Genomic DNA, 13,589 nt, shown 5'->3' on the forward strand with positions numbered 1-13,589 from the left:
ACTCAGCGCCCGCGCCCGAAGAGCCGGAACCCGCGCCCGCGCCGCTGCGGCAGCGTCGCGTACACCATCGTCATATCGGCGAACACCTCCGCCTCTTGCTCGCGCTCCGCGCCGAACTCGTTGCGTCCCAGCACATGCTGCGCCGCCATCGAGGGCAGCAGCGCGGCCAGCTTCGGCGACAGCGGTGCGGCGTCCTCGGAGTCGTCCCTGCCGTGTCCGAGCAACATGTGCCCGATCTCGTGCAGGATGATGTGGTCGGCGTTGCGCTCGGTGGCCTCGGCGTCGTACACGATGATGTCGTCGTGCTTGCGGGCGACCCACAGACCTTTGCCGCGACAACCGTTTTCGGCGAGCATATCGGCGGGCACCGGTCGCAGCGAGATGGAGCGCCCGCGATGCGCAGCCACGTCGGCCAGGTAGGCGTTGAGGTTCCACGGACTGGGCAGCGGCACCGTCCGGTTAGCGTCGCCGAAACGGGCTTCCATGCTGGTCATCGGCGCTCACTCTACCGACACCGCCGCGCCGCGTCATCCCGGTGATCGGTCACATGGCGGCCGTGATCGATTGTGGCCGACCGGGTTCCGCACGCGCTGCCAGCGCGGCTACCTGCGCGAACAGGGGTGTACGCGGTCGCGGATCAGGCTTCCTGAGTCGGCGCGGCGGTGGTCGGCGGCGTCCTGCGCTGGGAGCGGATCGCCAGCTGGTTCAGCAGCCACAGTGCGACGCCGATGGCGAGCAGCACGCCCGCGATCAGGTACTGATCGGGGTTGCGGTCGGTGAACGGCGTGACTAGGAATCCGCAGGACAGCGCACCCACCACGGGCAGGAAGGTCGGCGTCCGGAAATGCTTGTGCTCGACCGGATCCCGGCGCAGCACCAGCACCGCGACGTTCACCACCGTGAACACCGCCAGCAGCAGCAGCGCGGTGGTGCCGCCGAGTTCGGGTACCTCGCCGACGAACGCGATCAGGCCGAGCGCCAGCAGCGTGGTGAAGACGATCGCGACCTGCGGCGTCCGTCGCCGGACGTGCACCTTGCCGAACGCGTGCGGCACGACGGCTTGCCGCGCCATGCCGTAGAGCAGCCTGCTCGCCATCAGCATGTTGATCAGCGCCGAGTTGGCGACGGCGAACATGGTGATGAACGCGAAGACGTGCGTCGGGAATCCGGGCGCACCGACCTCGACCACCTGAAGCAGCGGGGTGTCGCCTTCGCCGAGTTGCTCGGTGGGCACCAGCGCGACCGAGGTGATCGAGACGAGGACGTAGATCGTCCCGGTGATGAGCAAGCCGGTCAGCAGCACCTTGGGGAAGATCCGGTTCGGTTCCTTGCACTCCTCGGCCATGTTCACCGAGTCCTCGAAACCCACCATCGCGTAGAAGGCCAGCGTGGTCGCGACGATCACGCCGCCGAGCGCGCTGCGGTCGCCGGTCTCGAATTCGGTGATGCGGCCGAAATCGCCGTTGCCGAAGCCGAGCGCCCACAGCCCGATCGCGATGACGATCAGCAGGCCGGTCAGCTCCACGCAGGTGAGCAGCACGTTCAGCTTGACGCCCTCGCTGACGCCGCGCAGGTTGATGGCCGCGATCACGGCCATGAACGCCAGCGCGACGGCGGTGATCGCGATGCCGGTGCCGACTTCGAAATCGAAGGCCTCGGCGAAGTTCGCCGCGAACGCGCGCGAGGCGGTGGCCGCCGAGGTGATGCCGGAGCTCAGCACCGCGAACGCGACCATGAAGGTGAAGAAGTGGATGCCGAACGCCTTGTGCGTGTACAGCGCCGCGCCCGCGGCGTGCGGGTACTTGGTGACGAGCTCGAGATAGCTGAAGCCGGTGACCAGCGCGACGAGGAACGCGACGACGAACGGCACCCACACCGCCCCGCCCACCTCGGCGGCGACCCGCCCGGTGAGCGCGTAGATGCCGGTGCCGAGAATGTCGCCGACGACGAACAACAGCAGCAGCCCCGGCCCCATCACCCGGTTCAGACTGGGTTCGGGCTTGGCGGGTTCGGCGGACACGTCGGCCATCGTGGACTCCTGTGCGCGGTTGCGGATGGGATCCTGGAGTACCCATTCTTCCGGCCCCACAGTCGCCGGAACACCGGAGAACGCTAGCTCATCCCGGCGGCGATCTCCTCGATCAACGCGACCGAATCGCGCGGGCTCAGCGCCATCGCCCGGAGCTGATCGAAGATCACCCCGAAGCGGCGGACCTCGTTGTGGCCCTCCACGAGTGTGTCGCCCGCGATGCCCTCCACGTACACGAGTTCGTTGTCGTCGGGATTCTGGAAGTCGAGCAGCGTGAACGAGCCCGCCATGCCGGGATGCGCGCCCGCGTTGAACGGAAGGATCTGCAAGATCACGTTTTTCCGTTTGCTCTCCAGCAGCAGTTTCTCCAGCTGCCCGCGCATGGTGTGGTGGCCGCCGACCTCCCGGCGGATCGCCGCCTCGTCCAGCACCACCCACAGTTCGAGCGGCTTGTCTTTGTCGAGCACCGCCGCCCGGTTCAGCCGGGCGTGGACGCGGCTTTCCATGATCGCGGTCTCGACCTTCGGCATGGACGTGTCGATCACCGCGGCCGCGTACTGCTCCGTCTGCAAAAGGCCTGGGATGTAAGAGGTTTGGTAGTGGCGGGCGGACAGCGCCTCGGATTCGAAGTTGATGTAGGCCGCGTACACCTCGGTGAGATTGGCCTCCCACGGCCGGGACATGCCGGGCTTCTGCGCGTCCGACAGCAGCTCGAGCGCGTATTTGCGCCGGTCGGGATCGACTTCGTAGATGTCGAGCAGCGTGTTCAGCGTTCGGCGCTGCGGACGGGCCTGGGCCTGTTCGATCCGGTACAGCGTCGTCACATTGATCCCCGTGCGGGTGCTGACTTCCTCCTTGCTGAGCCCGACCGTGTCGCGCATCTCGGTCAGCAGCGCCGCGAGTCGGCGCAGGCCGGCGGTGAGAACCGTGCGCTTGCCCGCCATACCGCAATCCTTTCGTGGTGACAGCGCCTCAGCCTACCGTCGTGTTCTCCGTGTTTTCGGGCGTTTTCGGCGCGATCGGGGGTTGCGCGGCGCCCGCTCGCAGGCCGCAGGGCTTTCCGGCGGATCGGGGGCGCTGTACCGGCACTTCCGATCCAAGGACGCGCTGCTGGTCGAGGCGGTCCGCACCCGGCTGACCGATCGCGCGGAATGGGAGGCGTTCCTCGATCCGGAGTTCTCGTTCGTCGCGCTGCTCGACGCGGCGATGCCGGGCGGGACGGACGTCGATCGACTCGTCGCGCTGTGCCACGTCGGTCTACAGCGCCTCGACCACGATCGCGACGTGACCCGGATCCTGTTGCGCGACAACTCCATCGATCCCGGGGTGCTCGAGGTGTTCCAGCGCGAGGAGTACGGCGTGGTGATGTCGGTGGTGACGCGAGCGCTTGCGCAACTGGCCGGACCCGGTGGCGGCGAGCAGGACTGGACGGCAACGGCCGCGGTACTGGTCGGCGCCCTCGCGCACTTCTGGCTGATCACCGACATCTTCGACGGCGAGCACCCGGCGTCCGTCGACGCGGACCGCTATCTGCGTGCCACCGCGGAGCTGGTCGCCGCCCGGCTGGACCGGGCGGGCCACCGAGGAGAGGAAGCACCGTGAACACACACATCACCGTCATCGGCGGCGGCTTGGCGGGTCTCACCGCGGCCATCGCCTGCGCCGAGGCAGGCGTGCCGGTCCGGCTGCACGAGGCGCACCGGACGCTCGGCGGGCGCGCGCGGGCGACGGCCGCGCCGTACGTCGCGCACGAGGGCGCGCACGTGTTCTACGCCGACGGACCGCACTACACGTGGTTGAAGAAGCGCGGCTTCGTGGCCGACCTCGGCTGGCCCTCGCTCGCGGACGCGACGAAGCTGGGTTTCCGTGTCGACGGCCGCCTCCGGCGACTTCCGCCCGTTCGGATGCTGCGCGCCCAGGCGCGGCTCGATCTCACCGCGCCCGTGGACGTCGACTTCCGTACCTGGGCGGCGGGCCGCTGGGGTGCGGCGACGGCGGAGCGGATGGCGAACGCGATCAGCGTGGTCACCTACGACGCCGACACCGGCCGCCTTTCGGCCGCGTTCGTGTGGGAGCTGTTCCAACGGGTGTTCAGCGCGCCCATCCCGGCCGTGCGCTGGGTGAAGGGCGGCTGGCGGCGCGTGGTCGACCGGATGGCGGCGCGCGCGGCGGAGCTCGGCGTCGTCGTCGAAACCGGTTCGCGGGTGGACGAATTGCCGACGGACGGGCCGGTGATCGTGGCCACCGACGTGCACGCGGCCCGCGCGCTGCTCGGCGACGACAGCCTGACCTGGCCCAGTGGCTACTGCGCGTTGCTCGACATCGCCGTCACCGCCGACCGCCGCGACCGCTCGCTCGTTTTCGACCTCGACGCGGCCGGCTTCCACGAGAGCTACACCATGCAGGACGACACGATCGCTCCCGCGGGGGAGTCGCTGTTCCAGCTGCAGATGCCGGTGCGCGAGGGCGAATCCCCGCGCGACGCGCACCGGCGGTTGCAGGACTTCGCCGACCTGTGCGTGCCGGGTTGGCGCGACCGCACCACCTTCCAGCGCACCGCCACCGCCAAGAACCGCACGGGCGCAGTGGATTTGCCCGGCTACACCTGGCGCGACCGTCCCGCCGTCGATCGGGGCGGCGACGTCTACCTCGCGGGCGACATGGTGGCGGCCCCCGGCATGCGCGCCGAGATCTCGATCAACAGCGCCCTGCTCGCCGCGCGCGGAGCGACCGCCGCGCTGCGATCCGGCGCCTCGGCGGTAGTCCGGCCGTAAGTGGCTGCGGCCGTGGGGATCACCTCGATCGGCTAGCCACGGTCCAGCTCGCCGAGCTTGTGCGCGATGCCCGCCCGGCCGCTCAGTTCGAGCTTGCGCAGGATGCGACCGAGGTGGTCCTCGACGGTGCGCGGGCTGAGATACAGCCGGTGCGCGATCTCCTTGTTCGGGTGGCCGCGTGCGGCCAACTCGGCGACTTCGCGTTCGCGCGCCGTCAGCGCCGTCGCACCGCCGGGGGCGCGGCCACCGGCCAAGCGGCGCTGCAGCGAGGTCGTGGCGGCCACGAGCTGGGTCGCGCCCGCGGCCGCGAACGTCTCCCTGGCGCGGACCAGTCGCTGGGTCGCGAGCGCGAAATCGCCTCGCTGCCAAGCGATCTGGGCACCGAGCAGCACCGCTCGCGCGCGGTCGACCGGCATATCGGCCTGATCGAACCATTCGACGCAGGCCATGGCAGCGGCCTCCGCCGACTCGAGATCGTCTATAGCGCAGCAGTATTCGGCGCGAGCCAGCGAAGCGGCCGCCAGCTGGCTCGGCAGGCCGAGGCGGGCGGCCGCCGCCTCGGCACGGGTGACGAGCTCGCCCGCCGCGGCGTGATCCCCGTCGGCCAGCGCCAGATTCGCGTACCGCGCCAGCTGCGTCGGCTGCATCGGGCCCGGCCGGTTGTCGGTCAGGGGCGGTAGACCGGGTTCGATCACACCGAGCCGAACCCCGACTTCGTGCAGTGTCGTCTCCACCACCTGCCGCCACCAGCGCATCACCGGTCGCGGCTGCTCGTTCAGCGCCGCCCACTGCGGGAGCACGTCCTCGCGCGCCGTGACCAGTTGCAGCGCACGGAGTTTCAGCGCGCCTGCGAACGGGATCAGATCGCCGTAGCCGAACTGCCGCGCCAGGTCGTCGGCGTCCTCGGCGGCGGCCAGCGCTTCGCCGACGCGGCCCAGCTTCATCAGGCAGTAGGCGCGCACCGTGTGCAATTCGGCCAGCGCGTAGCTGCGCCCGAAGCGGCGGCTGACCCCCACCGCGCGGTCCAGCTGCGCCAAACCCCGCGCGTGCGTGTCGAGGAAGTACGCCGCCCAGCCAAGGGCGGGCGTCGCGTGCACCACTTCGCGCAGCCGGTCGTCGTCGAGACGCTCGAACTCGAGGTCGGCCTGCTCGAAACCGGCACGCGCGGAATCGATGCGCGGCTCGGCTACCGCGCCGAGGCAGCGCAACGCGGTCGCGGACGCGCGCACGGCGGGATCGGCGATGGCGTCGGAGGCGAACAGCGCGTCCAGCCGCGCGTGCCCCTCGGCGTCCTGGCCGTCCTGCAACTCCAAGATGGCCAGTTCCAGCTGAACGGGTCCGTCGCCGGGCAGCAGCGGCAGGTCCGCGGCGGCGGCGAGCAGCGCCCGCGCGCGATCGACCCGGCCGAGCATGCGTTCGCAGCGCGCCGAAAGCAGCAGCGCCTCCAGTCGATACGCGCCGGGCCGTGCGATCAGCGGCTCGAGTGCCTCGCGGGCCCGCGCGCCCGCGCCGGACAGCAGGAGCGCGCGTCCGAGCAGCAGCCTGTCCTCCGGGGGTTCGGGCTGCCCGCCCGGTGTCGCGCGCAGCGCCGCGGCGATCCACCGTGCGCTGGTGGCCGGCGAACTCGGCAATACCTGCGCCGCCGCGCCTTTCAGCTCCGCGGCCGCGACCGGATCGGTGCCGAGCAGGCCGAGTTCGAGGTGGCGGGCCAGCGCGGGCAGGGCCGCGCCCCGTTGCCGGAGCAGCGTGGCCGCCCTGCGGTGCGCGGCGGCCCGCCAACCCGCGCCGGCCAGCCGATGCGCGGCCGTGCGGATCAGCGGATGCCCGAACGTCACCGACGACCCAGCGACCTCGACCAGCGCGCGCATGCTCAGCTCGTCGAGCGCGGCGGTGACCGCTTCGATCGGCAATTCGGATGTGGCGCAGAGCATCTCGAGATCGGCATGCGCGCCGCACAACGCGATGGCCTGCGCGACGAGTCGTTCCCGATCCGGCAGCTGCGCGAGTTCGGCGCGCAGCGTGCGATCCAGACCGGGGTAGTCGCCCTCGGCCGGGTCCTCGCCGCTGACCGCCCGCTCCACTTCGTGATCCGGCAGGTCGGCGAGCAACAGCAGGTAGAGCGGGTTGCCGCGGGAGGCCGCGAGCAGCCGATCGCGGCGCGCGGCGGTCGTGTTCGGCAGGAGGGCGGCGACATCGGCGCCGGTGAACGGCGGCACCCGCACCGTCCGGGTCGCGGCGCCGGTCGCGGTCAGCACGCGGGTGAGCGCCACCGGGCACTGGCCGGAGCGATAGGCGAGCAGGAGGCGGAAGGTCGGCGCGGGGCGGTTGCGGACGAGGTAGGTCAACGTGCGGACGGATTCGGCGTCCAGCCAGTGCGCGTCGTCGACGACGAGCAGCGTGCCGGTCGCCGCGAGGTGCCTGCGCAACGCCCGGCCCAGCCGGTTGCCGTCGCCGTCGGACGGCACGTCGGTCACCTCCGCACCCGCGTCGGCGAGCCGTTCCAGCACATCGTGGATGACGTGCGAGGGTTGCGGCTGCTCGTCCTCGGTGGCGGTCACCGAAAGCACCCGCAGGCCGCGGCGCGCTGCGGCCGGGGCCAGCGCCGCGAGCAACCGGGATTTGCCGATACCGGCCTGACCGTCGACCAGCAGAACCCACGGCCCATCGGGCGATTCCAGGGCGTCGTCCAGGGCGGCGAGCTCGGCGCGGCGTCCCACGAATGCGCGCTCGACCATGATCCTCCGCCGACTTCCGGCAAACCTGCCGCGAAACAACCCCGGGCGAGCTTAACCGGTGCCGTGCCGCCACGGGGGAATCCCGTGTTTTCCCGGATGCTGCCCGCGCGATTGTGCGGTTTGGTGTTCGAGGCCGATCGCGACCCTCCGGGGGATGCGCCGAAGGGCACGGCGACGGCCGGAGTTCGGCGCGACGAGGGGTACTCCGGTCGGCCGCCTTCGCATCGACGAGAAAGTGACACGAATGAGATTCGTTGGTTCTGGCATCCGCACGCGGCTGCCGCTGGTGCTCGCCACCGTGGCCGCGTTGGGCGCGCTCGGCTGTTCGGCGGTCGAGAAGGGCGCCGACATGGTCCAGGATGCCGGGAAATCCGACACCGCCCGCGCGAACGTGGGTGACTGCATCAACGTCATCGAGGGATCGATGATCGACTCCAAGACCGAGCCGGTGGACTGCTCCTCGGACCAGGCCGTGTACAAGGTCGTGCAGGTCTTGGAAGAGAAGACCGAATGCCATGCGGACTACACCTCTTACGAGGAGACCCTCAATGGCGGCACCACCGCGTTCCTGTGCCTGGCGCCGAACTTCAAGCAGGGTCTCTGCTACAACGAGAGCATGCTGACCGGCTACAAGTACGTGGCCTGCACGGCGGCGGAGGCCAGCTTCAAGGTCGTCCAGCGCATCGACGGCCAGGCCGACGAGCAGCTGTGCGGGGAGGATGCCGACAAGTTCCTCACCCTGACCGAGCCCAAGACCACCTTCTGCCTCGGCAGCCCGAAGAGCTGACCCGCCCATCCCGGTCGGCCGCACCACCTCCGGTGCGGCCGCTTTCTTTCTTCAGCGAAAGGTGCGCCGGTAGGTATCCGGACTGACGCCCGCGGTGCGCTTGAAGCGGTCGCGGAAGGCTGTGGGCGAGCCGAAACCAACCTGGGCGCCGATGCGTTCGACGGTGTGGTCGGTGGTTTCCAGCAGGTGCTGTGCCCGGTGCACACGGGCGCGGTGCAGCCATCGCAGCGGGGTGGTGCCGGTCTGCTCGCGGAACTGCCGCAGTAGCGTGCGGGTGCTCGTTCCGGCCTCGGCGGCGATGTCGGCGAGGGTGAGGTTGCGAGAGAGGTTGTCCTGCAACCACATCAGCAGCGGTTCCAATGCCGAGCCGCGGGGTGCGGGCGGAAACGACTGAATGATGAACTGGGCCTGCCCGCCTTCGCGCTCCAGCGGCATGACCGACAGCCGTGCCGCATCGGCGGCGACGGCCGAACCGTAGTCGCGACGGATCAGGTGCAGACACAGGTCGAGCCCGGCGGCCGCGCCCGCGGAGGTGAGGATCTGGCCGTTGTCGACATAGAGGACATCGGGATCGACCGTGATGTCGGGGTGGCTCGCCGCGAGCGTGTCGGCGGCGAGCCAATGGGTGGTGGCCCGCAGCCCGCTCAGCAATCCGGTGGCGGCGAGCGGGAAGGTGCCCGTGCAGATGGAAGCGATCCGGGTACCCGCGGCGGCCGCGTCCCGCACGGCGTCGGCGATCGCGGGCGCCAGCGGCGCGGTGGGGTCGGCGACGCCGGGAACGATCACGGTGTCGGCTCCGGACAACCCGTCCAGCCCCCACGGAGCCCGCAGGGTGAACGCGCCCGCGTCGACCTCGGGCCGCTCGGCGCAGACGCGGACCTGATACGCGGGGCGGCCGTCCGGGAGGCGCGTCCTGGTGAAGACCTCGATCGGTGTGGACAGATCGAAGGGGATCACCCGGTCCAGGGCGAGAACGGCGACCACATGCATGGCTACAACCTAACCGGGCAACGGCTTCACGCCACCGGCACCGACATGGGCGAACGCCGAAATATGGAGTGGATTCAACTAGTGGCGATTTTCCGTTGATGTGTGGCATGAATGCCACTGGGCGGCGCGGGATCGGTTGCTTAACTTCGATGGCGATTTCGTTTGCATCCTCCAGGAGTCGTCCCGCCATGACCTACTTTGCCCCGCTGCTCGTCGGCATCGTCTACATCACGCTGATGTCCCTGATCCGTGAACCCCATCGCCGCCACTTCAACGCCATCATGGTCGCGGGCGCGGGCGCGGCGTATCTCAGCGGTGGTGGATTCGCCGCGTGGGAGTTCGCGTTCACGGCGGTCGTCACCTACTGCGCTTACCGCGGTGTGCGGTCGTGGACGTTCATCGGCATCGCCTGGTTGCTGCACACCGCATGGGACTTGCTGCACCACCTCGAGGGCAATCCGATCATCCCCTTCCTGCACGGCTCGTCCCTCGGCTGCGCGCTGTGCGACCCCGTCATCGCCCTCTGGTGCCTGCGCGGCGGGCCCGATGTAATCGCCTGGGGCCGTAGCCGACTTCGCGCACTCGTCTCGCGCGAGCCGATGCGCGCGGCGTAGCACCGGCGCCCGTATCGGGGGAGCCGAGCGCCTGTGGTGGCCTGCCTCGAACCGGTGGCCCGCCCGTTTCGCCCGGGTTTCGCCGGGTAACCGGCCACCGAACGGGAGGTGAGAGGCACATGGCCCATACGACAGACGCGCGGCCCGCCGCGACGCCAGCGCGACCCGCGTCGGATACGCGTTCGGTCGCCGAACTCGTCGACGACGCGACCACACAGCTCACGCGGCTGGTTCGCGACGAGATGCAATTGGCCCGGCTGGAGATGCAGGACAAGACGAAGGGCATCGCCAAGGGCGCCGGCCTCGCGGGCGCGGGCAGTCTGCTGGCGTTCTACGGCGGCGCGGCGTTGATCGCGGCCGCGGTGCTGGCGTTGGCGATTCCGCTGCCGGATTGGGCGGCGGCACTGATCGTCGGCGTGGCATTGCTCGCCCTCGGCGGTGTGCTGGCATTGGTCGGCAAGAAGGCCGTCACCGAGGCGTCGCCGCCGGTGCCGAGCGAGGCCATCGAAGGCGTCCGCGACGATGTCGAAGCCGTCAAGAAGAGGAGCCGACGATGAGCGATGTCGGACGACCGAACATTCCGAACGGATCCGACGCTCTGCGCAAGGATCGAGACCAGGCGCGGCGGCAACTCGGCGAGACGGTCGCGGAGCTGACCGGCAAGTTCGACGTCCCCGGCCGCGTCGAGGACAAGGCGCACGAGACCGCGGACGCGGCGCGTCATCGGGTGGCGGACGCCAAGCAGCACGCGCACGAGACCGCAGACGCCGCGCGTCATCGCGTCGCGGAGGCCACGCATCACGCGCGCGACACCGCGGAACAGGCGCGCGCTCAGGTCGGGCACCTCGTCGATCGCGCCGCCAAGGCGCAGGAACCGGTGATCCACCGGGGTAAGCAGCTGGTCGGCGCGGCCCGCATGCGGCCCGCCCCGATCGCGGCGGCCGCTGTCGGCGCGGTGGTGTTGTTCTGGTGGATGCGGCGGAGGCGGGCATGACGACGCTGTACAAACCCCTCGGCATGATCGTCGGCGTGCTCGGCGGCGTCGCGGCCAACGCGGTGTTCACCCAGGTGTGGCGCCGGGTCAGCGGCGAGGAGCAGGCGCCGAGCGCCACGGCGCGCGAATACGGTTGGCGCGAAGTGCTCGTCGCCGCGGCGTTGCAGGGCGCCATCTTCGGCTTGGTGAAGGCCGCCGTCGATCGCGCGGGCGCGACGGGATACCAGCGCCTGACGGGCACCTGGCCCGACAAGTAGCGAATCCGGGTGAATCCGCGCGGGTCAACCGCGCGGATTCACCGGTGCGCGAAGGGCTTCGAACAGGCGCACGCAGCGCGCCGTCATCTCGTCGGGGGAGTGCTGCGGATGCTCGCCCCACCAGGCGACGACGGTGGACACGACGCTGAACCAGATCGCCAGCAGCAGCGAGTGATCCTCCGCGTCGGTCACCGCGGCGTCGGCGAGCACCTGTGCCGAACCCTCGGCGCCCATGGCGTTCAAGGCTTTCTGATAGCCGCGCGCCAACTCGGCCGCCGGACCGTCGGCGGGCAACGTGCTGTCGTAGATGATCTTCCAGTTCTGCACCCGCCCGTCGATCGCGGTGAAGATGGCGGCCAGCGTGGCAAGAGCCTTGCCCTCCGCGCCCGAAACCGCCTGTGCCGCCGACACCGCCGCGACCAGCCCGTCGCCCGCGCGGCGCACGCACGCGGCGTGCAGACCGTCCCTGGATTCGAAGTAGTTGTAGATCAACGGTTTCGACACACCGGCCGCTGCCGCGATATCGGCGACCGATGCCTTCGCGTAGCCGCGGTCGCCGAACTCCACGGTGGCGATGTCGAGGATCTGCTGCTCGCGCCGTTCCCGTGGCACGCCTTTGGTGCCCGCCTTGCCCAGCGTCATGCGCCATCCCGCGCGAGCGGATCGATCAGCACGCCGGGGTTGAGAATCCCGGCGGGGTCGAGCGTCGACTTCGCCGCGCGCAGTGCGGCGGCGAACGGATCCGGACGCTGCCGGTCGTACCACGGCCGATGGTCGCGGCCGACCGCGTGATGGTGGGTGATGGTGCCGCCCGACTTCGCCAGCGCCTCCGAGACCGCCGCTTTGATCTCGTCCCACTGCTCCACGGTCCGTCCCCAGCGGCCCGCGGCGTAGATGCCGAAATACGGTGCGGGGCCGTCGGGATAGACGTGGGTGAACCGGCAGGTGACCACCCCCGTCACACCGACGGTCTCGAAAGCCGACGTCGCCGCGCGCAGCACCTCCGCCCGCAGATCATCGAAACGGTCCCAGGTGCAGGCGGTTTCGAAGGTCTCCACGATCATCGACTGCGCGGCGAGCGCGTCGCGCTGATAGGGCATCCGCAGGAACGAGGAGCGCCAGGTGTCCGACGCGCCGCCGCTCGCCTTCCGTTCGGCCGCGTCGGTGCTGCGCACCCCGTCGGGGAACCGGCCGCCGTGGTCGCGGCAGATCCGCACCGCCCACCGCATCGGCTCGTCCACGGGGTGATCCGCCGACTCGAAGCCGAGCACCAGAACCCCACCCGCGGAACTGGTTCCGGCGTTGAGGAAGGCCTCCACCGGATCGAGCAACCGGCAGTTGGCCGGGAACAAGCCGGATTGGGCGATGGTCCGCGTCGCGGCGACGGCCGCGACGTAGTCGTCGAAGACCACCGCCGCGCCCGCCCGCCAGCGCGGCCGGTCCTGCAACCGCATCCACGCCTCGGTGATCACGCCGAGCGTGCCCTCGGAGCCCAGGAACATGCGGTCCGGCGATGGCCCCGCGCCCGATCCCGGCAGTCTGCGCGATTCGCTGACGCCGATCGGGGTGACGACCCGCATCGACTCGACCAGGTCGTCGATGTGGGTGTAGACGGTCGCGTAGTGCCCGCCCGCGCGGGTGGCCAGCCAGCCGCCGAGGCTGGAGAACTCGAACGACTGCGGGAAGTGGCGCAGCGTCAGATCGTGGTGGCGCAGAGCGTCTTCCAACGCGGGTCCGAGAATGCCCGCCTGGATGCGCGCGGCTCGGCTCGTGTGGTCGATCTCCAGCACCTGGTTCAGACCGCTCAGATCCACCGCCACCGTCGCGGGATATTCGGCGGCGCAACGCGGTTCGACGCCGCCGACCACCGACGTCCCGCCGCCGAACGGAATCGCCGCCACCCCCGCGTCGGTGCACCAGTCGAGAACGTCGATTACGTCCTGCTCGGCGCGCGGGCGCACGACCTGATCGACCACGTGATCGACGCGGCCGAGCAGACTGCGCACCACGTCGCGGAATGCCTGCCCGTGCGAGTGCGTCACGCGGTCGACGGGATCATCGGATGCCAAGGGCGCCAACGTATCCGGCACCCGCACCCGCGGCGCCGGAAGCTCCAGCGACGACGGATCGGGCGCCTCGTGCACGGTGAGGTCCGCCCCGGGCAGCAGCGCCGCGACCCGGCGCGTCAGCGCCGCCCGCTCCTCGCCGGTCACGGCGTCCGCCACGTTCCCCCAGCCCCACCACGATCGCGTCGCCATCCCGCGTCCTCTCGACTCGAATTGACTCGATAGTAAATTAACTGCGAGTCAGTTCACAACCGCTGCTTGAACGACCCTGGCCGGAGCGAATGCGGAGGTACGCATGAGGGGTGCTGTCGGACGTCGTCCGTCGTCAGTCCGCGCATGGCCG

The 13,589-nt window shown here is 70.3% G+C and carries 14 protein-coding genes; 7 read left to right on the forward strand and 7 right to left on the reverse strand.

From position 1 onward, the window contains the following. Nucleotides 1–2 precede the first annotated feature (2 nt). The 3 genes from NAM01S_RS09010 to NAM01S_RS09020 all read right to left on the reverse strand — a co-directional run bounded on the left by NAM01S_RS09010 (nt 3) and on the right by NAM01S_RS09020 (nt 2,973). Entirely contained in the window at nt 3–494 is a 492-nt protein-coding gene (locus tag NAM01S_RS09010; RefSeq protein WP_067782251.1) for an ImmA/IrrE family metallo-endopeptidase, read from the reverse strand. Between the two features lie 143 nt (nt 495–637). Continuing rightward, nucleotides 638–2,029, reverse strand: coding sequence for an APC family permease (locus NAM01S_RS09015; protein WP_067782720.1), 1,392 nt, complete (start codon nt 2,027–2,029; stop codon nt 638–640). A gap of 83 nt (nt 2,030–2,112) precedes the next feature. After that, nucleotides 2,113–2,973, reverse strand: coding sequence for a helix-turn-helix domain-containing protein (locus NAM01S_RS09020; protein ID WP_067782254.1), 861 nt, complete (start codon nt 2,971–2,973; stop codon nt 2,113–2,115). An 82-nt stretch (nt 2,974–3,055) separates the two neighbouring features. Between NAM01S_RS09020 and NAM01S_RS09025 the strand changes: the two genes are divergently transcribed. Both NAM01S_RS09025 and NAM01S_RS09030 read left to right on the forward strand, forming a co-directional pair. Continuing rightward, entirely contained in the window at nt 3,056–3,631 is a 576-nt protein-coding gene (locus NAM01S_RS09025) for a TetR/AcrR family transcriptional regulator (protein WP_253798511.1), read from the forward strand. Beyond that, the gene (locus NAM01S_RS09030; RefSeq protein WP_067782257.1) at nt 3,628–4,803 is read left to right on the forward strand and encodes an FAD-dependent oxidoreductase; all 1,176 of its coding nucleotides are present in this window, start codon (nt 3,628–3,630) and stop codon (nt 4,801–4,803) included. Before NAM01S_RS09025 ends, NAM01S_RS09030 begins: the two co-directional genes overlap by 4 nt. A 32-nt stretch (nt 4,804–4,835) precedes the next feature. On the opposite strand, the gene NAM01S_RS09035 is transcribed toward NAM01S_RS09030, so the two are convergent. After that, nucleotides 4,836–7,538 carry a helix-turn-helix transcriptional regulator gene (locus tag NAM01S_RS09035; RefSeq protein ID WP_067782260.1) on the reverse strand — a complete coding sequence of 901 codons (2,703 nt, stop codon included), beginning with the start codon at nt 7,536–7,538 and terminating at the stop codon, nt 4,836–4,838. A 244-nt stretch (nt 7,539–7,782) separates the two neighbouring features. Between NAM01S_RS09035 and NAM01S_RS09040 the strand changes: the two genes are divergently transcribed. Further along, nucleotides 7,783–8,325 (forward strand): LppU/SCO3897 family protein, encoded by a 543-nt coding sequence (locus tag NAM01S_RS09040; protein ID WP_067782263.1) that lies wholly within the window; start codon nt 7,783–7,785, stop codon nt 8,323–8,325. Nucleotides 8,326–8,376: 51 nt separating this feature from the next. Here the strand turns inward: NAM01S_RS09040 and NAM01S_RS09045 are convergent, their stop codons facing one another. Next, nucleotides 8,377–9,315, reverse strand: a complete 939-nt coding sequence (locus NAM01S_RS09045; protein WP_067782266.1) for a GlxA family transcriptional regulator — start codon at nt 9,313–9,315, stop codon at nt 8,377–8,379. A 188-nt stretch (nt 9,316–9,503) separates the two neighbouring features. Between NAM01S_RS09045 and NAM01S_RS09050 the strand changes: the two genes are divergently transcribed. The 4 genes from NAM01S_RS09050 to NAM01S_RS09065 all read left to right on the forward strand — a co-directional run bounded on the left by NAM01S_RS09050 (nt 9,504) and on the right by NAM01S_RS09065 (nt 11,180). After that, nucleotides 9,504–9,929: a DUF6010 family protein gene (locus NAM01S_RS09050; protein WP_067782269.1), complete on the forward strand. Its 426-nt coding sequence runs from the start codon at nt 9,504–9,506 to the stop codon at nt 9,927–9,929. Nucleotides 9,930–10,048: 119 nt separating this feature from the next. Further along, entirely contained in the window at nt 10,049–10,486 is a 438-nt protein-coding gene (locus NAM01S_RS09055) for a phage holin family protein (RefSeq protein WP_067782272.1), read from the forward strand. Beyond that, complete coding sequence (locus NAM01S_RS09060; protein WP_067782275.1) at nt 10,483–10,923, forward strand: DUF3618 domain-containing protein; 441 nt, start codon at nt 10,483–10,485, stop codon at nt 10,921–10,923. The genes NAM01S_RS09055 and NAM01S_RS09060 overlap by 4 nt, the downstream gene beginning before the upstream one ends. After that, nucleotides 10,920–11,180, forward strand: a complete 261-nt coding sequence (locus NAM01S_RS09065) for a DUF4235 domain-containing protein (RefSeq protein ID WP_067782726.1) — start codon at nt 10,920–10,922, stop codon at nt 11,178–11,180. Before NAM01S_RS09060 ends, NAM01S_RS09065 begins: the two co-directional genes overlap by 4 nt. Nucleotides 11,181–11,204: 24 nt before the next feature. Here NAM01S_RS09065 and NAM01S_RS09070 read toward each other — a convergent pair whose 3' ends face one another. Both NAM01S_RS09070 and NAM01S_RS09075 read right to left on the reverse strand, forming a co-directional pair. Then, nucleotides 11,205–11,822 carry a TetR/AcrR family transcriptional regulator gene (locus NAM01S_RS09070; protein WP_067782278.1) on the reverse strand — a complete coding sequence of 206 codons (618 nt, stop codon included), beginning with the start codon at nt 11,820–11,822 and terminating at the stop codon, nt 11,205–11,207. After that, nucleotides 11,819–13,438, reverse strand: coding sequence for an FAD-binding oxidoreductase (locus NAM01S_RS09075; protein ID WP_067782281.1), 1,620 nt, complete (start codon nt 13,436–13,438; stop codon nt 11,819–11,821). The genes NAM01S_RS09070 and NAM01S_RS09075 overlap by 4 nt, the downstream gene beginning before the upstream one ends. Between the last annotated feature and the right edge of the window lie 151 nt (nt 13,439–13,589).

The organism is Nocardia amikacinitolerans NBRC 108937 (assembly GCF_001612615.1).
Taxonomy (GTDB): domain Bacteria; phylum Actinomycetota; class Actinomycetes; order Mycobacteriales; family Mycobacteriaceae; genus Nocardia; species Nocardia amikacinitolerans.

Coding starts and splice junctions, on each gene's coding strand:
- NAM01S_RS09010 (WP_067782251.1), bottom strand. CDS start 494: ATGACCAGCATGGAAGCCCGTTTCGGCGACGCTAACCGGACGGTGCCG.
- NAM01S_RS09045 (WP_067782266.1), bottom strand. CDS start 9,315: ATGCATGTGGTCGCCGTTCTCGCCCTGGACCGGGTGATCCCCTTCGAT.
- NAM01S_RS09060 (WP_067782275.1), top strand. CDS start 10,483: ATGAGCGATGTCGGACGACCGAACATTCCGAACGGATCCGACGCTCTG.
- NAM01S_RS09055 (WP_067782272.1), top strand. CDS start 10,049: ATGGCCCATACGACAGACGCGCGGCCCGCCGCGACGCCAGCGCGACCC.
- NAM01S_RS09020 (WP_067782254.1), bottom strand. CDS start 2,973: ATGGCGGGCAAGCGCACGGTTCTCACCGCCGGCCTGCGCCGACTCGCG.
- NAM01S_RS09075 (WP_067782281.1), bottom strand. CDS start 13,438: ATGGCGACGCGATCGTGGTGGGGCTGGGGGAACGTGGCGGACGCCGTG.
- NAM01S_RS09070 (WP_067782278.1), bottom strand. CDS start 11,822: ATGACGCTGGGCAAGGCGGGCACCAAAGGCGTGCCACGGGAACGGCGC.
- NAM01S_RS09040 (WP_067782263.1), top strand. CDS start 7,783: ATGAGATTCGTTGGTTCTGGCATCCGCACGCGGCTGCCGCTGGTGCTC.
- NAM01S_RS09050 (WP_067782269.1), top strand. CDS start 9,504: ATGACCTACTTTGCCCCGCTGCTCGTCGGCATCGTCTACATCACGCTG.
- NAM01S_RS09015 (WP_067782720.1), bottom strand. CDS start 2,029: ATGGCCGACGTGTCCGCCGAACCCGCCAAGCCCGAACCCAGTCTGAAC.
- NAM01S_RS09035 (WP_067782260.1), bottom strand. CDS start 7,538: ATGGTCGAGCGCGCATTCGTGGGACGCCGCGCCGAGCTCGCCGCCCTG.
- NAM01S_RS09065 (WP_067782726.1), top strand. CDS start 10,920: ATGACGACGCTGTACAAACCCCTCGGCATGATCGTCGGCGTGCTCGGC.